The sequence below is a fragment of the Streptomyces sp. NPDC001068 genome (assembly GCF_042897315.1).
Taxonomy (GTDB): domain Bacteria; phylum Actinomycetota; class Actinomycetes; order Streptomycetales; family Streptomycetaceae; genus Streptomyces.
In genome coordinates this window covers 873,176-894,215 of the sequence record NZ_JBIAYD010000002.1, presented here as the reverse complement: position 1 = coordinate 894,215, position 21,040 = coordinate 873,176, and the positions used below count along the sequence as shown (strand labels likewise).

Here is a 21,040-nt window from a genome sequence, read left to right as displayed (position 1 = left end):
TGGTTTCTCGCTGTACGGAGGGATCGGTGCCCCTTCGGGGGCTGGGGGTACTCCCGGCCGGGGGCCGGGGGAGGAACTGCGCCGGCGGCCGCACCCGGTCCGCGTCCGGCCACGGAACGGATCCCGGTGGACGCTCAGGCGCCCCACCCCGCCTGCTCGCCTCCGACCCGTTCGGCGACGATCCTGTCGGCCCACCCGGACCGGCGGTACGCCGCGAGCGGCTCCGGGTCCAGGCCCATCTCCGCCCGCACCTCCCGCAGCAGCGGCCGCACGTCCGTGTCGTAGGCGTCCATCAGCACCGCGTTCGCACCGAGCACGTCGCCCGCCGCCTGCGCCGCGGCCAGCGCCTCCCGGTCCACCAGCAGCGCCTTCGCCGTGGCCTCCTGCACGTTCATCACCGAGCGGATGATCGCCGGGATCTTCGCCTCGATGTTGTGGCACTGGTCGAGCATGAAGGCCACCTCGGAGGTGAACCCGCCACCGCGTACGACCTCGCACATGATCCGGAACAGCTGGAACGGATCCGCCGCCCCGACCATGAGGTCGTCGTCCGCGTAGAAGCGCGAGTTGAAGTCGAAGCCCCCGAGCTTCCCCTCCCGCAGCAGTGTGGCCACGATGAACTCGATGTTGGTGCCCGGCGCGTGGTGCCCGGTGTCGACCACGACCTCGGCCCGCGGCCCCAGCTTCAGGCAGTGGGCGTAGGCCGTGCCCCAGTCCGGCACGTCGGTCGTGTAGAAGGACGGTTCGAACAGCTTGTACTCCAGCAGCATCCGCTGCCCCTCGCCGAGCCGCGCGTACACCTGCGCCAGCCCCTCCGCGAGCCGGTCCTGGCGCGCCCGGATGTCGTCCTGCCCGGGGTAGTTGGTGCCGTCCGCGAACCACAGCTTCAGGTCGCGGGACCCGGTCGCGTCCATGATGTCGACGCACTCCAGGAGGTGCCGGAGGGCCTTGCGGCGTACCGCCGCGTCCGGGTGGCAGATGCTGCCCAGCCGGTAGTCGTCGTCCTGGAAGGTGTTGGAGTTGACCGTTCCCAGCCGCAGCCCGCGCTTCTCGGCGTGCGCGGCCAGGTCCGCGTAGTCCCCGACCTCGTCCCAGGGGATGTGCAGCGCGACCGTCGGCGCGATCCCGGTGACCGCGTGGACCTGGGCCGCGTCGTCGAGCTTCTCCTTCGCCGTGCGCGGGACACCCTGCTGGGCGAACACCTTGAAGCGGGTCCCCGAGTTTCCGTACGCCCACGACGGCGTCTCGACGGCCTGGGTCTTCAGCGCGGCCTTCACCGCGGCGAGGTCGGTCACTTGGGAGCTCCTGGAGTATGAGCGATGAAACGATTCAGAACGGCAAGGTAGGAGTCTCTCGAGGGGGTGTCAAGCACTCCGGTCAACCAGGTTTTCCGTGACTCGGCCGTGACCTTAGGGTATCGAAATCTTTTCGATACGGACCCATTGACGCGACATGCCCGTGGTGCCTACGGTCCCGGCAATCCAGTTGAAACCTTTCACGACGCCCGGGGCCGGTGCCGACCGCCCCGCGGGTGTCGTCGAGGAGCCCTCCATGACCCACCCGTCCGACACGGGACCGGCCCCGGTGCTGGCACTGAAGGACGTCTCCAAGTCCTTCGGCGCCGTCCGCGCCCTGCGGGACGTCTCCCTGGAGCTGTTCCCCGGCGAGGTGCACGCCCTCGCCGGGGAGAACGGCGCGGGCAAGTCGACGCTGATCAAGACCCTCGCCGGGGTGCACCGACCGGATGCCGGCCAGGTGCTGCTCGACGGCGGACCCGTCGTCTTCCACGGCCCCGGCGACGCCCGCGACGCCGGAATCGCCGTGATCTACCAGGAGCCCACGCTCTTCCCCGACCTGTCGATCGCCGAGAACATCTTCATGGGCCGTCAGCCCCGGCGGACGCTGGGGCGGATCGACCACAAGGCCACCCGCGCGGCCACCGCCGCCCTGATGAAGCGGCTGGGTGTCGCCCTCGACCCCGACCGCCCCGCCCGCGGCCTGTCGATCGCGGACCAGCAGATCGTGGAGATCGCCAAGGCGCTCTCCTTCGACGCCCGCGTCCTGATCATGGACGAGCCGACGGCGGCCCTCACCGGCAGCGAGGTCGCCCGTCTCTTCGGGGTCGTGCGCACCCTGCGCGACCAGGGCGCGGCCGTGCTGTTCATCTCGCACCGGCTGGAGGAGATCTTCCGGATCTGCGGCCGGGTCACCACCCTGCGGGACGGCGCCCTGATCGCGAGCGAACCCGTCGAGGGCATGACCGAGGACGACCTGGTCCGCCGGATGGTCGGCCGCGACCTGGACGAGCTCTATCCCAAACAGGCGGTGCCCGCCGGTGAAGTCGCCCTCTCCGTAAGGCGACTGACCCGGGAGGGCGTCTTCACCGACATCTCCTTCGAGGTGCGCTCCGGCGAGATCGTCGGCCTCGCCGGACTCGTCGGCGCCGGCCGGACCGAGGTCGCCCGGGCCGTGTTCGGCGTCGACCGCCGGGACGCGGGCGAGGTCGAGGTGCGGGGCCGCAGACTCACCAACGGCGCACCCTCCACGGCGATGGCGGCCGGACTCGCCCTGGTCCCCGAGGACCGGCGCGCCCAGGGCTTGGTGATGGACATGTCCATCCAGCGCAACATCGGCCTGACCGGACTGCGCGACACCGTCAGGGCCGGCCTGATGGACCGGCGCGCCGAACGCAGCCGCTCCCTCGACTGGGCGGTCAGACTCCAGGTCAAGTACGCCCGCATCGCCGACGCGGTCTCGACCCTGTCCGGCGGCAACCAGCAGAAGGTGGTCCTCGCCAAGTGGCTGGCCACCGGACCGAAGGTGCTGATCGTCGACGAGCCCACCCGGGGCATCGACGTCGGAACGAAAGCCGAAGTGCACCGGCTCCTGGGCGAGTTGGCCGCCGACGGGGTCGCCGTCCTGATGATCTCCTCCGACCTGCCCGAGATCCTCGGCATGGCCGACCGCGTGCTGGTGATGCACGAGGGCCGGATCACCGCCGAGATCCCGCGCTCCGACGCCACCGAGGAAACCGTGATGGCCGCAGCGACCGGGAGGGCCGCCGCATGACGACCACCGCCGTGAGGAGGGCCGCCGCATGACGGTGACCACCTCCGAACCGACCTCGCTCACCGAGGCGCCCGGGTCCAGCGGGACCCGGCTCGTCGACCGCGTCTTCAAGATGCGCGAACTCGCCATCCTGGTCGTCTTCCTGGTGATGATCGCCGTCACCCAGGCCGGCAACAGCCAGTTCCTCTCCCAGCAGGGGATCAAGGACCTGCTGCTCAACGCCACCATCCTGGTACTGGTCGCCACCGGCCAGTCCCTGGTGGTGATCACCAGGAACGTCGACCTGTCCGTCGGGTCCACGCTCGGCATCACCGCCTTCGCCGCCGGCGACTACCTGCACGGCGGTGGCGGCACGGTCGTCGCGATCGCGCTGGCCGTGCTGCTCGGCATCGGGTGCGGACTGCTCAACGGCCTTCTGGTCAGCCTCGGCCAGGTACCCGCGCTCGTCGTCACCCTCGGCACGCTGTACATCATCCGCGGCGTCGACTCCATATGGGTCGGCTCCCGGCAGATCACGGCCGCCGATCTCCCCGGCGCCTTCAACGACTTCGGCTCCGGCGGGCTCGCGGCGGTCCCCTGGCTGGCGCTGATCGCCCTCGCCGTCCTGGTCGCCACCGCCTACTACCTCAAGCACTTCGGCAGCGGGCGGGAGCTGTACGCCCTCGGCTCCAACCCGGAGGCCGCACGGCTGGCCGGAATCCCGGTGCGCAGGCGGATCCTGACCGCGTACACCGTCTGCGGCGCCCTCGCCGGACTGGCCGGCGCCATGTACCTGGCCCGTTTCGGCAACGTCGACTCCGGCACCGGCACCGGCTACGAACTCACCGTCGTGAGCGCCGTGGTGGTCGGCGGCGTGGTCTTCACCGGCGGCTCCGGGAGCGTGTACGGCGCCGCCCTGGGCGCGCTGCTGCTGACCTCCGTGAACAGCGTGCTCCCCGCCCTGGGGGTCAGCTCCGTGTGGGTCCTGGCCATCAACGGCCTCCTGCTGCTGCTCGCCATCGCCGTCGACCGGGTCGTGGCCCTGCGGGTGGCGGCCGCGCTGAAGAAGAGGTCGGCCCTCCAGAGGACCACCACGACCAGCAAGGAGAGTGCCGGCCATGCCTGAGTCCTTGATCCGCGCGATTCGCTGGGACACCGTCGTGGGCGCCCTGCTGGTCGTCCTGCTGCTGTTCTCCTTCGGCTTCGTGGACGGCTTCGGCAACTCGCTCAACCTGTCGTTCCTCATCGGCAACACGCTTCCGATCGCCCTGGTCGCGCTGCCGATGACGCTGCTGGTCGTGGCCGGTGAGATCGACCTGTCGGTCGCCTCCACCGCCGGGCTCTCGGGCGCGGTGATGGGCCGGCTGTGGAACGAGGGCATGGCGATCGAGACGATCATCCCGCTGTGCCTGCTCCTCGGCGCGGCCTGCGGGCTGGTCAACGGGTTGCTGGTGACCCGGCTGGGCCTGCCGTCGCTGGCCGTGACCATCGGCACGCTCGCGGCCTACCGGGGGATCGCGCAGATCGTCCTCGGCTCGGACGCCGTCACCGACTTCCCCGCCCAGTACCTCGACTTCGCGGCCGGGCGGCTCGGCGACACGTTCCTGCCGCGGGCCTTCCTGCCCTTCCTGGTCCTCCTCGTGATCGCCGTGGTGGTGCTGCACGCCACGCCGTTCGGGCGGTCGCTGTTCGCGGTCGGGGCCAACGAGGAGGCGGCGAGGTTCGCCGGGATCCGGGTGAAGCGCAACAAGCTGATCCTGTTCGTGGCCACCGGCTTCATGGCGTCGTCGACCGGGATCTTCTGGTCGCTGCACTACGCCAGTGCCCGGTACGACAACGCGACCGGGCTCGAACTGAGCGTGGTGGCCGCGGTGTTGCTCGGCGGCATCGACTTCGACGGGGGCCGCGGGACGCTCGGCGGGGCGATCGCGGGGGTGTTCCTGCTCGGGGCGCTCCAGAACGTGATGAGCCTGCTGAACGTCTCCGCGCAGTCCCAGATCGTCGTGACCGGCGTGCTGCTCGTCGTCTCGGTGCTGGGCCCGAGGGTGGCCAGGCAGATCGCCCTCGCCAGGCACAAGGCCACCGGGGCCGCCTGAACTCCGCGGGTCGTGATTCGTCGATCGCGCAGTCCCACCCCGGCTCGCGGCCGGGGCCCCAGCGCCCCCAGGACAAGGGCGCGTCTCCGTCCCCCTCACCTCCGAAGGAACCGTCATGCGTAAGTCATCCCTCCGGCGCGCCTGCGTCGCCCTCGCCGCCGTCTCCGCGCTCTCCCTCGCCGCCACCGCCTGCGGCGGTACCACCAAGAACAACTCCAAGGGCGACGACAAGGCGGCCACCTCCACCGCCGAGGCCGACCCGAACGCGGCCCTCAAGAAGGGCCTGACCGTCGGCTTCCTGCCCAAGCAGGTCAACAACCCCTACTTCACCTCCGCCGACAAGGGCGGCGAGAAGGCGCTCACCGAACTGGGCGGCAAGTACAAGGAGGTCGGCCCCTCCAGCGCCACCGACACCTCCGGGCAGGTCTCCTACGTCAACACCCTCACCCAGCAGCAGGTCGACGCCATGGCCGTGTCCGCCCAGGACCCCGGAGCCCTGTGCACCGCGCTCAAGCAGGCCATGAGCAACGGGATCAAGGTCGTCACCTACGACTCCGACACCGACGCCGGCTGCCGCAACGCCTTCGTCTCGCAGGCCAGCGCCGAGGACCTCGGCCGTACCGAGGTGCAACTGCTCGCCGAACAGATCGGCTACAAGGGCGACATCGCGATCCTGTCCGCCGCGCAGACGGCGACCAACCAGAACACCTGGATCGGGTACATGAAGGAGGAGCTGAAGGACCCGAAGTACAAGAACGTCAAGCTGGTCAAGGTCGCCTACGGCAACGACGACGCCCAGCAGTCCTTCCAGCAGACCCAGGGCCTGCTGCAGCAGTACCCGGACCTCAAGGGGATCATCTCCCCGACCACCGTCGGCATCAAGGCGGCCGCGCAGTACCTGGCCGGCTCCAAGTACAAGGGCAAGGTCAGGCTGACCGGCCTCGGCACCCCCAACGACATGCGCCAGTACGTCAAGAACGGCACCGTCGACGCCTTCGAGCTGTGGGACCCGTCCAAGCTCGGCGACCTCGCCGCCCGTACCGCCGTCGCCCTGGCCTCGGGACAGATCACCGGCAAGGAGGGCGAGACCTTCAAGGCCGGCTCCACCACGTACACCATCGGCAAGGACGGCGTGATCAACCTCGGCAAGCCGACCGTGTTCGACGCGAAGAACATCGACCGGTTCGACTTCTGAGAGAGCGGTCCGTCTTCCGACGGACCGGTCCACCTTCCGAGAGCGCAGGGGCGTCGATGCAGCGGGTCTGTTTCCTCCTCAAGGTCCGCCAGGACCGGATCGCCGAGTACCGCGAACGCCATGCCGCGGTGTGGCCGCGGATGCTGGAGGCGCTGACCGCCACCGGCTGGCGCAACTACTCGCTGTTCCTGCGCGAGGACGGCCTGCTGGTCGGCTATCTGGAGACGGAGGACTTCGAGGCGGCCCGCGCCGCGATGGAGGCCACCGAGGTCAACGCCCGCTGGCAGGCGGAGATGGGGCCGTTCTTCGAGTCGCCGGACGGCGCGTTGCCCGATCGGGCGATGCGGCCGCTCACCGAGGTGTTCCACCTCGCCTGACCCGGGCCGGTCTGCGTGTCATGTCGTAATGTGAAGCCCTTCCGGACGTGCCCTTCCCCGCTGCGAAGGCGCCGTCCACCGTTCCCTGGAGGTCTCGCCCGATGGCCCAGTCGGTGGGTATCAAGGACGTCGCCCGCGCCGCCGGAGTCTCGGTGGGCACGGTCTCCAACGTCATCAACCGTCCGGACTCCGTCGCCGGCGAGACCCGGGCGCGGGTGCAGTCGGCGATCGACCGGCTCGGCTACGTCCGCAGCGAGTCCGCGCGCCAGCTGCGCGCGGGCCGCAGCCGGATCATGGGCCTGCTCGTCCTCGACATGGGCAACCCCTTCTTCGTGGACGTGGCCCGCGGCGCCGAACGCGCGGCGCGGCAGGCCGGGCTCGGCGTGATGGTCTGCAACAGCGCCCAGAACGCCGGGGAGGAGGCCGACTACCTGGCGCTCTTCGCCGAGCAGCGGGTGCGGGGCGTCCTGCTCACCCCGGCGGACGCCACGGGCCGCAACATCGAGACGTTCCGTCGGCACGGCATCCCGTTCGTGCTGGTCGACCGGGTCGCGGAGGGCACCACCGAGTGTTCGGTCAGCGTCGACGACGTGGCGGGCGGCGCCCTCGCGGTGCGTCATCTCGTCGACGCCGGGCACCGTTCCCTCGCCTACGTCAGCGGGCCTCCCGGCCTCAACCAGGTCCGCGACCGGCGCACCGGCGCCCTGAACGCCCTCGCCGAGGCGGGCCTGGGACCCGACGCGCTGCGCGAGCTGCCGACGGAGCGCCTGGACGTCGCGGCGGGCCGGGACGCGGGGGCCCGGCTGCTGGGCCTCGCCGACCGGCCCACCGCCGTGTTCTGCGCCAACGACCTGCTCGCCCTCGGTGTCCTGCAGGCTCTGTACGCGGCAGGCGTGGTCGTCCCGGACGACCTGGCGATCGTCGGCTACGACGACATCGAGTTCGCCGCCGCGGCCGCAGTACCGCTGACCTCGGTCCGCCAGCCGGCCGTGACCATGGGGGCCATGGCGGCCGAGCTGCTCCTGGAGGAGACCGAGGAGGGGGAGGGACGCCCGGCGCACGAGCACCGCAGGGTGGTGCTCCAGCCGGAACTGGTGGTGCGGCGCTCCAGCCTCGCCGCCCGCTGATCGGTTATTCAGTAACGATTTCATGATCCCGGGGGCGGCCGGGGCCGGGACGTGTGCTGAACTGGGTCGCGACCGTCCGTCCGTCACGGGAGAAACGTTGAGCCTCAGCTATCGCCAGCCCGGCGTCGTCCTCACCGACCGCCACTTCACCGTCCCTGTCGACCACGCCGATCCGGACGGCGAGACCATCGAGCTGTACGCCCGGGAGGCGGTCGCGAGCGACAGGGCGGACGCCGAGCTGCCCTGGCTGCTCTATCTGCAGGGCGGCCCGGGCTTCGGGGCGAATCGTTTCGTCGGACGGCAGGCCTGGCTCGACCGGGCCCTCCAGGACTACCGCGTACTCCTCCTGGACCAGCGCGGCACCGGGCGCTCCACCCCGGTCAACCGGCAGACCCTGCCGCTGCGCGGCGGCCCCGCCGCCCAGGCCGACCACCTGGCCCGCTTCCGCGCCGACTCGATCGTCCGGGACTGCGAGGCGATCCGCCCGCAGGTCACCGGCGGCGCCCCCTGGACCACCCTCGGCCAGAGCTTCGGCGGTTTCTGCACCGTGACCTACCTGTCGTTCTTCCCGGAAGGACTCCGCACCTCCCTGATCACCGGCGGGCTGCCGTCCCTGGACGCGCACGCCGACGACGTCTACCGGGCCGCCTACCCGCGCATCGAACGCAAGGTCGCCGCGCACTACGACCGCTACCCGATGGACGTCGAACGGGCCCGGCGGATCGCCGAACACCTCCTGGACCACCCGGTCGTCCTGCCGGGCGGCTACCGGCTCACCGTCGAGGCCTTCCAGTCCCTCGGCCTGATGCTGGGCATGAGCGACGGCAGCCACCGCCTCCACTTCCTGCTGGAGGACGCGTTCGTCCGCACCGCCGGCGGCCCCGAGCTCTCCGACGCCTTCCAGGAACAGGTCCAGTCCCTGCTGTCGTACGCGGGCAACCCGCTCTACGCCCTCGTCCACGAGCCGGTCTACGGCCAGGACAGCCGTCCCACCGCCTGGGCGGCCGAGCGGGTGCGCGCCGAGTTCCCGCAGTTCGACGCGGCCAAGGCGCTCGCCGACGACGCCCCGGTGCTGTTCACCGGAGAGACCGTCCACCCCTGGATGTTCGAGACCGACCCGTCCCTGCGCCCGCTGCGCGAGACCGCCGAACTGCTCGCCGCCCGCACCGACTGGCAGCCGCTGTACGACCCGGCCCGGCTCGCCGCCAACGAGGTCCCGGTCGCCGCCGCCGTCTACCACGACGACATGTACGTCGACGCCGGGCACTCGCTGCGGACCGCGCGGGCCGTCCGGGGCCTGCGCACCTGGGTCACCGACGAGTTCGAGCACGACGGGGTGCGCACCGGCGCCCCGCGGGTCCTGGACCGGCTCCTCGCGCTCGCCCGCGACGAGGCCTGACCCCCTGTCACCCGCGGTCCGCACCGCCTGGTAAGACGGTGTGCCGGAAGGGCGCCCGGCCACCGCCGGGCGCCCCGGCCGACGAACGGGGAGACAGGATGAACGACACCGAACTGCTGGCCCGCCGCTTCCAGGAGCACCGCGACCGGCTGCGCGCGGTGGCCTACCGGATGCTCGGCTCGGTCGTCGAGGCCGAGGACGCCGTCCAGGAGGCCTGGCTCAGACTCGGCCGTACCGACGCGGAGGAGATCCGCAACCTCGGCGGCTGGCTGACCACGGTGGTCGGCCGGGTCTGCCTCGACATGCTGCGCTCCCGCACGGCCCGCCGGGAGCAGCCGATCGACGAGACGTTCGTCCCGGACCCGGTGGTCAGGCCGCTGTCCGCGACGGACCCCGAACAGGAGGCGGTGGAGGCGGACTCCGTCGGGATAGCCCTGCTGATCGTCCTGGAGACCCTGGAGCCGGACGAACGGCTGGCGTTCGTGCTGCACGACATGTTCGCCGTGCCCTTCGACGACATCGCGCCGATCGTGGAACGCGGCGCGGCGGCGACCCGGCAGCTGGCCAGCCGGGCCCGACGCCGGGTACAGGGGGCCACCCCGTCGGCCGACCCCGACCTCGGGCGGCAGCGCAAGGCCCTGGAGGCCTTTCTCGCCGCCTCCCGGAGCGGCGACTTCGAGGCGCTGGTCGCGGTGCTCCACCCCGATGTGGTGGTGCGCGTGGACTCGGGCGCGCTGGTGCGGGGCGCGGCCGCCTCCAAGGTGCTGCGCGGGGCCCGGGCGGTGGCCGAGGGCTCCTTCGCCTTCCGGCGGTTCTCGGCCTGGTCGCGGCTCGTCCTCGTCAACGGCACGGTCGGCGTGGTCACCGCGCCCGAGGGACGCCCGCTGTCGGTCTCGGCGGTCACCGTCGTGGACGGCCGCATCACCGGGATGTACATCCTCGCCGACCCGGACCGCCTCGAACACCTCGACCTGCCCGTCCAGGAGGCGTGAGGCGCGTCCCGTCCGGCGGCGGCATGTCACACTCGCCGCCGCCGGCCCCTCTCAGGTGCAGGACAGGTCGAACGGAGAGGGACGGACACATGAGGATCGTCGTATTCGGGGCCAACGGGCCGACCGGGCGGCAGGTCACCGCACAGGCGCTCGCCGAAGGGCACACGGTCACCGCGGTCACCCGCCGCCCCGGGGACTTCCCGCTCGCCGACGGGCGCCTGCGGGTGCACGGCGCGGACGTGTTCGACCCGGTCGCGGTGGACCACGCCGTCGCCGGGCAGGACGCGGTGATCTCGACGCTCGGGGTGCCCTACGGCCGGCGGCCCGTCACCGTCTACTCCGAAGGCGTCACCCACATCACGCGGGCCATGACGGAACACGGTGTCCGGCGCCTGGTCTGCGTGAGTTCGACCGTGCTCTTCGGTGTGCCCGCCCCCGGGGAGACGTTCTTCTTCCGCAAGGTGCTCGAACCCTCCATCGCCCGCACGGTCGGGCGCACCGTGTACGAGGACATGCGGCGGATGGAGGGGATCGTGCGCGAGGGGGACCACCGGTGGACGGTGGTGCGTCCGGCCGGCCTCTTCGACGGGGACACGGTGAGCGACTACCGGGTGGCCACCTCGCGGCTGCCCGGCCGGTTCACCTCACGGGCGGATCTCGGCGACGCGCTGCTGCGCGAGGCGGTCGACGACCGTCATGTGCGCGCCTTCGTCGACGTCCGCACCTCCACGGGCGTCCCGGGCATCCTCGACGTCATCCGCAAAGAGGCCTTCGGGGGGCGCGCGTGAGTCCGGACACGACCGGGCCGCCGACGTCCGCCGGCGAGGCGGCGCACACCGCGCAACCGGCCCGGGACCTGCCGCCGGGCAGCGGGGAGCGCTGGGACGGCGGGTCACCGGACACCGCCACCCGGCTCTTCGTCGCCCACCGCGAGCTGCTGTTCTCCGTCGTCTACAACCTGCTCGGGAGCGTCGCCGACACCGAGGACGTGCTCCAGGAGACCTGGCTGTCGTGGTCCGGCCGGAACCGCCGGGCGCCGTCGGACGAGGTCGGCAACCCACGGGCCTACCTGGTACGGATCGCCGTGAACCACGCGCTCGCCCGGCGGGCGACGGTCGCCTCCCGACGGGAGACGTACGTCGGTCCCTGGCTGCCCGAGCCCCTGGTCGCCGGCGCCGGCGACGCCGACGCCGGCCACGCGCCGGACGCCGCCGACCACCTGGTCCGTTCCGACACGGTCTCCATGGCGATGCTGGTGGTCCTGGAGACGCTCACCCCGCTGGAGCGGGCGGTGTTCGTCCTCCACGAGGTGTTCGGCTACCCGCACACCGAGATCGCCGGCATGCTCGACCGCAGCCCCGCCTCGGTCCGCCAGCTCGCCCACCGGGCCCGCGCCCACGTCCGGGCCCGCCGCCCCCGTTACCGCGCCCACCCCCGGGTCCGGCGGGAGGCGACCGAGCGGTTCGTCTCGGCCGCCCTCGGCGGGGACCTCCGGGCGCTCATGGAGATCCTCGCCCCGGACGTCACGGTGTGGATCGACGGCGGCGGCGTACGGCAGGCCGCCGGGCTGCGCCCGGTGCACGGCCGGGAGAAGGCCGCCCGCATGCTGGCCGGCTACGCCACCCGGCGTGCCGGGCACCTGGACGTCCACCACCGTCGCGTCAACGGCGACGAGTCCGCGGTGCTGTTCACGGGCGAGTCCCCGTACGCCGTGATGGTCCTGGACCTCACACCGGACGGCGACCGGGTCCAGGGCGTGTACGTGGTCACCAACCCCGACAAGCTCACCCACGTACGACCGGACGAGGAGGCGGCCGGTCAGTAGCGCGCGGTGCTCCCCAGCAGCGGCGGGTAGACCGCGCTCGGCACTCCGTCGACCGTGGCGCCGGCGTACTTGAGCATCGCGCCGACCTGGCGGTTGAGGTCGTGGGGGAAGCCGAGGACGGGGGCGGACACCTGGTCCAGGCGTGCCGTCTGCTCCGGCGTCAGCCGTACGTCCAGGGCGGCGAGGTTCGCCTCCAGGTGGCCGAGCGTCCGCGGACCGATCAGCGTGGAGGTGACGCCGGGGCGGTTCTGCACCCAGGACAGCGCCACGGCCGCGGGGCTCGCGCCGGCCTCCTCGGCGACGGCGGCGAGCGCCTCGATCACGGTGAACTGGGCCTCGCTGGGCTGCCCGACGGCCGCGGCCCGCCTGGCGTCCGGTGGCGCGTCCTGTCCGCGGCGGTACTTGCCGGACAGATAGCCGCTCTTGAGCGGGCTCCAGGGCAGCATCCCCATCCCCGCGTCCTCGGCGAGCGGCAGCAACTCGCCCTCGATGGTGCGCTCCAGCAGCGAGTACTCCATCTGCAGCGCGGTCACCGGCGTCCAGCCGCGCAGCAGCGCCGTGGTGTGGGCCCTGGCGGTGAACCAGGCCGGGGTGTCGGAGAACCCGACGTACCGGATCTTGCCGGCCGTCACCAGGTCGTCGAGCGTGCGCAGGGTCTCCTCGACGGGGGTGGACCGGTCGTGGTTGTGCAGCCAGTACAGGTCGACGTAGTCGGTGCGCAGCCGGCGCAGCGAGTCCTCCAGCTGTCCGACGATCGCCTTGCGGCCCGCGCCGCCGCCGTTGGGGTCGCCGAGGTGGAGGTTGCCGTAGAACTTGGTGGCCAGCACGAGGCGGTCGCGTCGGCCGGGACGGGCGGCCAGGAAGTCGCCGAGGATCGCCTCCGAATGGCCGTTGGTGTAGAAGTTGGCGGTGTCGACGAAGTTGCCGCCGAGGTCGAGATAGGTCTGGAGGATCTGCTCCGACTCCGCGACCGAGCAGCCGAAGCCGCCGTCCTCGCCGAAGTTCATCGCCCCGAGGCAGAAGGGGCTCACCTTGAGTCCGGACCGGCCGAGGCCGACGTACGAGTCGAGTGTCATGACATGCTCCGTGGAAGCTGGCAGGGGAATCCGACTCCTTGAGCCAACCAGCCTGAGCTGCGTGAACGTTAGAGCGATCGCACCGAAGACTTGCACGATCCTACCTAGTTCCCGGGAAAACCCGGATGCGTCGCGGGTGCCCGGCTCGGTACGGTGGGCGGATGTCAGAACGCGCGTCCGAACCGTCCCTCCCGCAGGCGCTGCGCGGGGACTGCGCCCGCTGCTTCGGTCTGTGCTGCGTCGCGCTGCCGTTCACCGCCTCCGCCGACTTCGCGCTCACCAAGCCCGCCGGCACACCCTGCCGGAACCTCGGCACCGGCCACCGCTGCGGCATCCACACCGACCTGCGGCGGCGGGGATTCGGCGGCTGCACGGTCTACGACTGCTTCGGCGCGGGACAGCGGGTCTCGCAGGTCACCTTCGGCGGCCGGGACTGGCGTACCGGTACCGCGGAGCACGCCCGCCGGATGTTCGACGTCTTCCCGGTCGTACGGCACCTGCACGAACTGCTCCGGTACCTCACCGAGACGCTCGGCCTGCCCGCCGCCCGCCCGGTCCACGGCGACGCGCGGCTGCTGCTGGAGGCCACCGAGGAACTCGCCCTCGGGACACCGGAGGAACTCGCCGTCCTGGACGTGGCCGCCCACCGGCGGCGGGTCGACGCGGTACTGCTGCGCGCCGGGGAGCTGGTTCGCGCGGGTGTGCGGGGCCGGACGAAGGACCGCCGGGGCGCGGATCTGGTGGGTGCCCGGCTCCGGGGCGCCGGCCTGCGGGGCGCGAACCTGCGCGGGGCCTGTCTGATCGCCGCCGACCTGACCGGCGCGGACCTGCGGGACACCGAGCTGATCGGCGCCGACCTGCGCGACGCCGATCTCACCGGCGCGGACCTCACGGGCGCGTTCTTCCTGACCCAGCCGCAGCTGGACTCGGCCCGGGGGAGTGCCGGCACCCGGCTGCCGGCGTCAGTCACCCGCCCCGTGCACTGGGCAGCCGCCGCCCGCTGAGGCGGCCGTGTCGTCCGGCACGGTCAGGGGCGTCGGAGCGGGCCGGCGGCGTTCCAGCCGCAGCCGCAGTCCGTCCGGCATCAGCGTCAGCCGCTCGGTCACCCGCAGCCGGTAGTCCGGGTCGGCCTCGAGGCGGTAGCGGCGCAGCAGCAGCCCGAGGACCAGGGTCGCCTCGTGCAGGGCGAACTGGCGGCCGATGCAGGCGCGGGCGCCGGTCCCGAACGGCTTGAAGGTGTGCGGCGCCCGGCCGCGTGCCGCCTTCGGTTCGAAGCGGTCCGGGTCGAAGCCCTCCGCGTCGGGGCCCCACACCTCGGGATCCCGGTGCAGCATCGGGGTCAGGACCAGGGCCCAGGCACCGCGGCGCATCGGATGGTCCCCGGCGAGCACGGTGTCCGCGCGGGCCTCGCGCGCGAAGGCGGGGGCGGTCGGCCACAGCCGCAGCGACTCGTCGAGGACCCGGCGGACGTAACGGAGCCTGGCGACCTGGTCGTAGTCCGGCGCGGCGGTGTCGCCCCAGACGCGGTCGACCTCGGCGGCGGCCCTGGCGGCGATCTCCGGGTCCAGGGCGAGGTAGTGCAGGGCGAAGGAGAGCGCGCCCGAGGTGGTCTCGTGGCCGGCCACCAGGAAGGTGATCACCTGCCGGCGCACGTTCTCCGCGGACAGCCGCTCCCCGGTCTCCGGGTGGACCGTCTCCAGCATCCGGTCCAGCAGGTCACCGTCCCCCCGTCCGGCCTCGCGCCGCTCCTCGACCAGGTCGTCGACCGTGCGGTTGAGGAAGTCGATGTCCCCCGCGTTGCGCCGGGAGGCCTGCCGCAGCAGCAGCGGGGCCAGCGGCGAGGGCACGCTGTTCAGCCGCTGGGCGTAGGTGAGGGTGCCGATCATCGCGGTCACGAAGGGGTGCGGCCGGTCCCGCTCGAACGAGCCGAAGTCGTGCCCGAACCCGGTGCGGGCGATCGTCTCCAGCGTCAGCTTGGTCATGTCCGCCGGCACGTCGACCCAGCGGCCGGCCGCGAGCTCCCGGTCCCAGTGGCCGGTCAGGCGGCCGGCCACCGACAGCATCATCGCGTGGTAGCCCTCCATGGCCTCCCGGCTGAAACCCGGGGCCAGGACGTCGTGGGCCAGCTGCCAGTTCGGCTCGTGGTTGTACGCCGTGAACAGGCCGTCCCCGGCGATCGGGCGCAGGTTGGCGACCCCGAGGCCCACGTGCTTGGCGAACCGCGACTCGTCGGCCATGTCGGCGGCCTGCCGGGCGCCCCACACGAACACGAACTCGTTGCCGAAGGCCCTGCGCCGGAAGACCGGGCCAAGCTGCCGGGCGAAGCGCATCGAGTCCTGGAGCGGCTTGCGCCGGTCGACGCCGAGGACGTCGCCGAGGAGGGGGAGCCGGTGCGGCGGGTGCGGAATCCGGTGCAGCTCGGGCCAGCCCTGTTCGGCGCCCCTGAACCCCCTGGGCAGCGGGCCGTCCGCACCCTTCGCCGTCTGCGTGGCCGTCTCCGCCATGACGCGATCTCCCTTGATACTGCGGCAGGTCGAGCTGGTCGCCCATCGATCCGCCCGCCAGTTGTACGTGGGTTCAATAGGCGGCCTCAGTCTCGTCCCGTTGTTGAACCCGCGTCAAGTAAGGTGCGGGCATGGTCGCGAACCAGGGTGAGCGCAGCCGCCGCAGACTCAGTACCGCGGAACGACGTGAGCAGCTCCTCTCGGTCGGTTGCCGGCTCTTCTCCGAGAGTCCGTACGACGAGGTGTGGATCGAGCAGGTCGCCGAGATCGCGGGCGTCTCACGGGGCCTGCTGTACCACTATTTTCCGACCAAACGGGACTTCTTCGCCGCGGTGGTGGAGCGGGAGAGTGAGCGCATGCTGCGGATGACGGCGGCCGAGCCCGGCGTCTCCGCCCGGGAGCAGCTCGCCGCCGGCCTGGACGTCTACCTCGACTACGTCCACACGCACGCGCACGGCTTCCGCGCCTTCCATCGCGCCGAGGCCTCCGGCGACCAGGCCGTGCGCCGGGTCTACCGGCGGGCCCAGGCGGCCCAGGAGCGCCAGATCCTGGCCGCCCTCGCCGCCGACCCCGAGTTCGGTCCCGCCCTGGAGGCGCGCCCCGACACCCGGCTGGCGGTGCGCGGCTGGCTCGCCTTCACCACGCACGTCTGTCTGGAGTGGCTGCGCACCGAGGAGCTGAGCCGGGAGCAGGTGCGCGACCTGTGCGCGCGGGCGCTGCTGGGCGTCCTCTCCTGAACCCCTTCTTCCCGCGCGCGGCGCGCTCCGTGCTTGGCGTCCTCCCCGATCTTCGCTAAGTTAGGTGAGGCTTACCTAAGGAGGTTCGGGATGGGTGACGAACAGACGGCCTGGGCGGCCGGCCCCGGCGCGGCCGAGCAGGCCAGGTCGCTGCTGGCCACGGCATGGTCGTGCCGGGTGACCGCGGACGGCGGACGCGAGGAGTTCGTCGGCGCGCACGCCGTCGCCGACGACGGCCGGGTGCTGCTGCACGTGCCCGAGGACAGCGCCCTGCTCGCGGCCGCGATCTGCGCCCCGCGCGGCGAGCCGTCCGCGGTGCTGGAGTTCGCCGACGTCGCGCCCGTCGCGATGCGCAACCGGATCAGGGCCCGGCTGTGGACGGCCGGCTGGTTCACGGCCTGCGGCGAGCACCTCGTCTTCCGGCCCACCCGGGTGGTGCTGCGCCGGCCCTCCGGCGCCGTCGTGGTCGACCTCGACGAGTTCGCCGCCGCGCGCCCCGACCCGCTGGCCGGAGCCGAGGCCCACCTGCTCACCCACCTCGCCGACGCCCACCCGGACGCCGTCGAGCGGCTCACCAGGCTCGTGGAGCCCGAGAGCCTGCACGCCGCGACCCGTGTCCGGCCGCTCGCCGTGGACCGGCACGGCATCACCCTGCGCATCGAACGCACCCGCGCCCACGGCGACGTACGGCTGACCTTCCACGCGCCCGCCGACGACGTCACCCAGCTCACCGAGCGCATGCACGTCCTGCTCACCCAGGCCGGCGCCGCCGCCTCCTGCCCGCGGACGCTACAGCGGCAGCGCGCAGACGGCGACGGGTGACGCGAACGGCTCGCCCGTCAGCCGCAGTCCGCCGCGCGGATCGACGGCGAAGACACTCACGGTGCCGGACCGCTGATTGGCCGCGAACAGCAGCCGCCCGTCCGGCGACAAGGCGATCTGCCGGGGGAAGTCACCGGCCACCGGCACCGTGTCCAGCAGCCGCAGCCGGGCTCCGGCGGCCTCGACCGCGTACCGCGCGATCGTGTTGTCGCCCCGGTTGGCCAGATAGGCGAACGCCCCGTCGGCGGTGACCTGGATCTGGGCCGGGTAGTTGGTGGTGCCCGCCCTGCTGCCGGTGGACTGGGGAGCGCCGATCGTGAGACGGCCGGTGTCCCCGTCGTAACCGCACACCGCGATCGTGTCGTCCACCTCGTTGGCCAGGTACGCGTACCGTCCGCCGGGGTGGAACGTCAGATGGCGCGGACCGGCCCCCGGCCTGGTGTGCGCCTGGGCGACCTCGGAGAGCGTGCCCTTGCCGAGGTCCAGCCGGTAGCTGTAGACCGTGTCGGTACCCAGGTCGACGGCGAGGACATGGCCGCCGTCCGGGCCGGTGACGAACTGGTGGGCGTGCGGGCCCTGTTGACCGGGGCCGGGCGCGGGGTCCGAGTGGGTCACCAGGTCCGTGCGCTCACCGAGGGCACCCGTGGCGTCGATCGGGTGGACGGCCACACTGCCCGAGGCGTAGTTGGCGCTGAGCAGCCAGCGGCCGCCCGGGTGCACCGAGAGATGACAGGGCCCCGCCCCGCCGGTGCTCCGGGTGCCGAGGATCCGGCGGTCCGCCGGACGGACGGCGGTCACCCCGCCGTCCGTGCGCTCGTCCACCGCGTACAGCGTGCGTCCGTCCGGGTGAACGGCCAGGTACGACGGGTCGGCGACGCCGGTGAGCGTGCCGGAGCCGGTGATCCGGCCGGTCTCCGGGTCGTAGACGGCCAGGCCGATGCCCTTGCCGCCGCCGTCCACGGAGGTGTACGTGCCGAGATACAGCGGTCGCGGTGCGGCGGGCGCGGCCACCGGTGACTTGGCCGCCGGACGCGGTGCGGGGTCGCTCCGCCCGGGCGCGGCCGCCGGGGCGGGGAGCGCCGCCACCGCCGCCGTGCCCGCCACCGCACCGACGAACCGACGCCTGCTCCAGCCGCCGCGCGTCGCTTCCGTACCCCTGCCCATGCCCGCACCTCAGGTCGTCGGTCACCTCGTTCGTCACGGCAACCTTGACGCGGACCCACGGTCGAAGGCAAGAAGGGCAACGACGGTTGCGCCACCTGCAACGAGCGCTACCAGTCGCCGTCCGTCACCGGCTTGCCGGGCGGGTCCTTCAGAGGGATCACCTGCCCGTCGGACGGCTGCTGCCAGGGCTCCAGGTCGTCCCCGAGCCAGTCGCCGACCGGCTTGACCCCCTCCAGTGCGTCCGTGGGGTCGAGATCCCGGGCGTCCTGGTCGTAGTAGTCGTACCAGGGCAGGCCGGCGCGCGTGTACGCGGCCCGGTCCACCGGCGACGGCGGGGGCTCCTCGCCCGTGATGCGGCGCCACTCGGGGGGCGTGACCAGGTGCACGAAGACCCGCCCGGCGGGACGGTCGCACCAGTCCCGCGCCGGCCGGTCGTCCTCGTAGACCTCCTGGCGCATCGAGCCGCCCACCCCGAGGCCCATCCCGGCCGAGCGGGAGCGCGGGGCGCCGCCCGGCGCGGGCGCGGCGGGCGCCGCCATCATCGGCAGTGCCGCGCCGTAGCCACCGGGCCCTCCCGGCGCCGGGGGCCGCTCCCGGCGCAGCCGCTCCTCGCGCCGCCACCGGGCGAGCGGCTCCTCCGCGAGCGTGAAGGACTGGAGCTGCACCCCGCCCCACACCTCCTCGCCGGTGACCTGCCCCTCCACGGTGGCGCCCAGACCGAGCGGCACCGCGACGAACTGGCGGACCGTGCCCTTGCCCGAATTGATCCCGTCCAGCCAGGGCTGCCGGGGCAGTACCAGATAGTTCTGCGGATCCTGGGACAGCCGGTCGCTCCACGGCTTTCCGGAGACCGCGCACACCTTGCCGACGCCGACCTGGAGGGCGGCCGGCTCCGCCGTGCCCGCGAAGCTCAGCCACATCGCCTCACGCAGGTACACCGGGAGCATCACCCCGCCCCGCGCCCGCCACTCGGCCGGGACCGTGTCGGGGAAGTCGTCCACCCGCCGGACCGGGAACTCGCCGAGCCCAGGCGGCAGCGGATGCGTGCCCGTCTCCGGCAGGCGCAGGGTGCGCACGAAGCGCACCGCCACCCCGCCGGGCAGCCGCAGCGTGCTCCCGTCGATCCGCACCGTCGTGTCCGTCACCGGCGTGCCCCCTCCTGCGCCCTGTTCTCCGTCCTCGACCGAGAACGCCCGGCACCACCCTCCCGGTTCCGCCGCAGCCGCTCCGGTACGCCGATCCGCTCCCGCAGCCAGGTCAGCCGCGGCCGTGCGGCGCGCTGCTCGCCGGAGACCCGGTCCAGCTCCTCCAGCAGCCGGCGCGTGCGGTGCTCGGTGTCCATCTCGTCGATGAGCCGGTTGACCTCGGTCAGCACGGCACCCAGCAGCTGCCAGTCCCGGTCGTCGCCGCGGATCTCGTCGCGCAGCAGCCCGGCGAGCTTGTCGCGGGTGCCGGCCGCGGTGTGCAGCTCGGCGGAGAGCCGCGCCTCGGCCGACTCGGCGCTCTCGCTGATGCTGGTGGTCACCAGCACCGCGAAGCTCACCACGGCGTCGGCGATCTGGGACAGCAGCTGCTCCACGGCCGCCCCCGTGTCCGGGGCGAACATCCGTTCGGGCTCGCGGGCCTTGGCCAGGTCGGTGAAGGTGCGGGCCAGCACCCGCAGCACGACCGTGCAGATCTCCAGCGTGTCCAGACCCGTGCGCAGCACCACCCGGTGCAGCAGGCCCTCCCGGACCCGCGGATTGAGCCGCAGACTGTCCTCGGCCTGCCGCAGCGCCGCGTCCACGTCGATGATGGCGTGGTCGAGCCGCCGGGCCTCGTGCAGCCGCTCGGCCGCCTGCCGCCAGGGGGTCGGCCCCGACGCCTCCTCGCCCATGCGCAGCATCAGCTGCCGCAGCCGGCGGGCCAGGCCCTCGATCGACTCGCCGGCCTCGTCCACCCACACCGGGGGAGGGAGCAGGAGGTTGCACCCCATCCCGACGGCCGCGCCGATCAGGGTCTCCACGATCCGTGCCCACGCCGTACTGCTGATGGTGGTCACCCCGAGCACCAGCATGGCGCTGATCGCCACCTCGGGGATGTACTCGTCGACACGGACCAGATGCCCCACCCCCAGCGAGGCCACGATCAGCAGGGCCAGGCTCCACCAGGTCAGCCCCACCAACTGGCTGAAGGCGATGGCGACCAGCACACCGGCCACCACCGCGTTGACCCGGCGGAACCCGTTGGTGAGGGTCGCGTACAGGGTCACCTGGACGACCAGGAGCGCGGTCAGCGGAGCGGTGAGCGGAGCGGGTTCCGGACTCAGCCGGAGCGCGACGACGTAGGCGATGGTGGCGGCGGCGGCCGACCGCAGCGTCTGGACGACCACCGGGTCCCGATGGCGCCGCACCAGTTCCGGCAGACCCCTGGCCCACTCTCGTACGTCTTGCATCCCTTGCCCTGTTCCCGCTCACGCGGCACGCCGAACGTGTTTGCTGCGGATCACCCGCGCGCCGGTGGCCGCATGACCAGGGTGGACTACGGAGCGTGCCCGCCGACCGCACCACACGCCCGGCCGGACACCACGCCGTCGGCTCGGCCGGAAACCAAGCGGTCGGCTCGGCCGGAAGCCAGGTGGTCGGCTCGGCCGGCACCACCTCGTCGGCGCGCCCGGACACCACACCACACCGCACACG

Annotated in this window: 19 protein-coding genes; 13 read left to right on the top strand and 6 right to left on the bottom strand. The window is 72.6% G+C overall.

The features are described from left to right. Window positions 1-134: 134 nt before the first annotated feature. Window positions 135-1,295, bottom strand: coding sequence for an L-rhamnose isomerase (gene rhaI, locus ACFY3I_RS09080; RefSeq protein ID WP_390860029.1), 1,161 nt, complete (start codon window positions 1,293-1,295; stop codon window positions 135-137). Window positions 1,296-1,551: 256 nt separating this feature from the next. Between rhaI and ACFY3I_RS09075 the strand changes: the two genes are divergently transcribed. The 10 genes from ACFY3I_RS09075 (at window position 1,552) to sigJ (ACFY3I_RS09030) (ending at window position 12,059) form a co-directional block, all read left to right on the top strand. After that, on the top strand, window positions 1,552-3,069 hold the full coding sequence (locus ACFY3I_RS09075) for a sugar ABC transporter ATP-binding protein (RefSeq protein ID WP_390860028.1): 1,518 nt from the start codon (window positions 1,552-1,554) through the stop codon (window positions 3,067-3,069). 28 nt (window positions 3,070-3,097) lie between these two features. Further along, window positions 3,098-4,174, top strand: a complete 1,077-nt coding sequence (locus tag ACFY3I_RS09070) for an ABC transporter permease (RefSeq protein WP_390860027.1) — start codon at window positions 3,098-3,100, stop codon at window positions 4,172-4,174. Beyond that, a complete protein-coding gene (locus ACFY3I_RS09065; protein ID WP_365289472.1) occupies window positions 4,167-5,144 on the top strand; it encodes an ABC transporter permease in 978 nt (325 codons plus the stop codon). Before ACFY3I_RS09070 ends, ACFY3I_RS09065 begins: the two co-directional genes overlap by 8 nt. Window positions 5,145-5,259: 115 nt before the next feature. After that, a complete protein-coding gene (rhaS, locus tag ACFY3I_RS09060) occupies window positions 5,260-6,339 on the top strand; it encodes a rhamnose ABC transporter substrate-binding protein (RefSeq protein WP_365289473.1) in 1,080 nt (359 codons plus the stop codon). A 56-nt stretch (window positions 6,340-6,395) separates the two neighbouring features. Further along, complete coding sequence (locus ACFY3I_RS09055; protein ID WP_390860026.1) at window positions 6,396-6,716, top strand: L-rhamnose mutarotase; 321 nt, start codon at window positions 6,396-6,398, stop codon at window positions 6,714-6,716. A gap of 101 nt (window positions 6,717-6,817) precedes the next feature. After that, window positions 6,818-7,843: a LacI family DNA-binding transcriptional regulator gene (locus tag ACFY3I_RS09050; protein WP_365289475.1), complete on the top strand. Its 1,026-nt coding sequence runs from the start codon at window positions 6,818-6,820 to the stop codon at window positions 7,841-7,843. 97 nt (window positions 7,844-7,940) lie between these two features. Continuing rightward, window positions 7,941-9,242 carry an alpha/beta fold hydrolase gene (locus tag ACFY3I_RS09045; RefSeq protein ID WP_365289476.1) on the top strand — a complete coding sequence of 434 codons (1,302 nt, stop codon included), beginning with the start codon at window positions 7,941-7,943 and terminating at the stop codon, window positions 9,240-9,242. 98 nt (window positions 9,243-9,340) lie between these two features. Further along, window positions 9,341-10,234, top strand: a complete 894-nt coding sequence (gene sigJ, locus ACFY3I_RS09040) for an RNA polymerase sigma factor SigJ (protein WP_390860025.1) — start codon at window positions 9,341-9,343, stop codon at window positions 10,232-10,234. Between the two features lie 89 nt (window positions 10,235-10,323). Continuing rightward, on the top strand, window positions 10,324-11,022 hold the full coding sequence (locus ACFY3I_RS09035) for an NAD(P)-dependent oxidoreductase (RefSeq protein ID WP_390860024.1): 699 nt from the start codon (window positions 10,324-10,326) through the stop codon (window positions 11,020-11,022). A 68-nt stretch (window positions 11,023-11,090) separates the two neighbouring features. Next, on the top strand, window positions 11,091-12,059 hold the full coding sequence (gene sigJ / locus ACFY3I_RS09030) for an RNA polymerase sigma factor SigJ (RefSeq protein WP_390860119.1): 969 nt from the start codon (window positions 11,091-11,093) through the stop codon (window positions 12,057-12,059). Here sigJ (ACFY3I_RS09030) and ACFY3I_RS09025 read toward each other — a convergent pair. Next, entirely contained in the window at window positions 12,053-13,135 is a 1,083-nt protein-coding gene (locus ACFY3I_RS09025; protein WP_390860023.1) for an aldo/keto reductase, read from the bottom strand. The genes sigJ (ACFY3I_RS09030) and ACFY3I_RS09025 overlap by 7 nt on opposite strands. 161 nt (window positions 13,136-13,296) lie before the next feature. On the opposite strand from ACFY3I_RS09025, the gene ACFY3I_RS09020 reads away from it, so the two are divergent. After that, complete coding sequence (locus tag ACFY3I_RS09020; RefSeq protein ID WP_390860022.1) at window positions 13,297-14,139, top strand: pentapeptide repeat-containing protein; 843 nt, start codon at window positions 13,297-13,299, stop codon at window positions 14,137-14,139. On the opposite strand, the gene ACFY3I_RS09015 is transcribed toward ACFY3I_RS09020, so the two are convergent. Then, window positions 14,098-15,639, bottom strand: coding sequence for a cytochrome P450 (locus ACFY3I_RS09015; RefSeq protein ID WP_390860021.1), 1,542 nt, complete (start codon window positions 15,637-15,639; stop codon window positions 14,098-14,100). The two genes, ACFY3I_RS09020 and ACFY3I_RS09015, sit on opposite strands and share 42 nt — an antisense overlap. A gap of 131 nt (window positions 15,640-15,770) precedes the next feature. Between ACFY3I_RS09015 and ACFY3I_RS09010 the strand changes: the two genes are divergently transcribed. Both ACFY3I_RS09010 and ACFY3I_RS09005 read left to right on the top strand, forming a co-directional pair. Next, window positions 15,771-16,376: a TetR/AcrR family transcriptional regulator gene (locus tag ACFY3I_RS09010; RefSeq protein ID WP_390860020.1), complete on the top strand. Its 606-nt coding sequence runs from the start codon at window positions 15,771-15,773 to the stop codon at window positions 16,374-16,376. A 90-nt stretch (window positions 16,377-16,466) separates the two neighbouring features. Beyond that, window positions 16,467-17,198, top strand: coding sequence for a DUF2470 domain-containing protein (locus ACFY3I_RS09005; protein WP_390860019.1), 732 nt, complete (start codon window positions 16,467-16,469; stop codon window positions 17,196-17,198). Here the strand turns inward: ACFY3I_RS09005 and ACFY3I_RS09000 are convergent. The 3 genes from ACFY3I_RS09000 to ACFY3I_RS08990 form a co-directional block, all read right to left on the bottom strand. Beyond that, window positions 17,166-18,362 (bottom strand): lactonase family protein, encoded by a 1,197-nt coding sequence (locus ACFY3I_RS09000; protein ID WP_390860018.1) that lies wholly within the window; start codon window positions 18,360-18,362, stop codon window positions 17,166-17,168. The genes ACFY3I_RS09005 and ACFY3I_RS09000 overlap by 33 nt on opposite strands. 107 nt (window positions 18,363-18,469) lie before the next feature. Continuing rightward, on the bottom strand, window positions 18,470-19,507 hold the full coding sequence (locus tag ACFY3I_RS08995; RefSeq protein WP_390860017.1) for a hypothetical protein: 1,038 nt from the start codon (window positions 19,505-19,507) through the stop codon (window positions 18,470-18,472). Further along, window positions 19,504-20,796 carry an aromatic acid exporter family protein gene (locus tag ACFY3I_RS08990; RefSeq protein ID WP_390860016.1) on the bottom strand — a complete coding sequence of 431 codons (1,293 nt, stop codon included), beginning with the start codon at window positions 20,794-20,796 and terminating at the stop codon, window positions 19,504-19,506. Before ACFY3I_RS08990 ends, ACFY3I_RS08995 begins: the two co-directional genes overlap by 4 nt. Window positions 20,797-21,040: the final 244 nt, after the last annotated feature.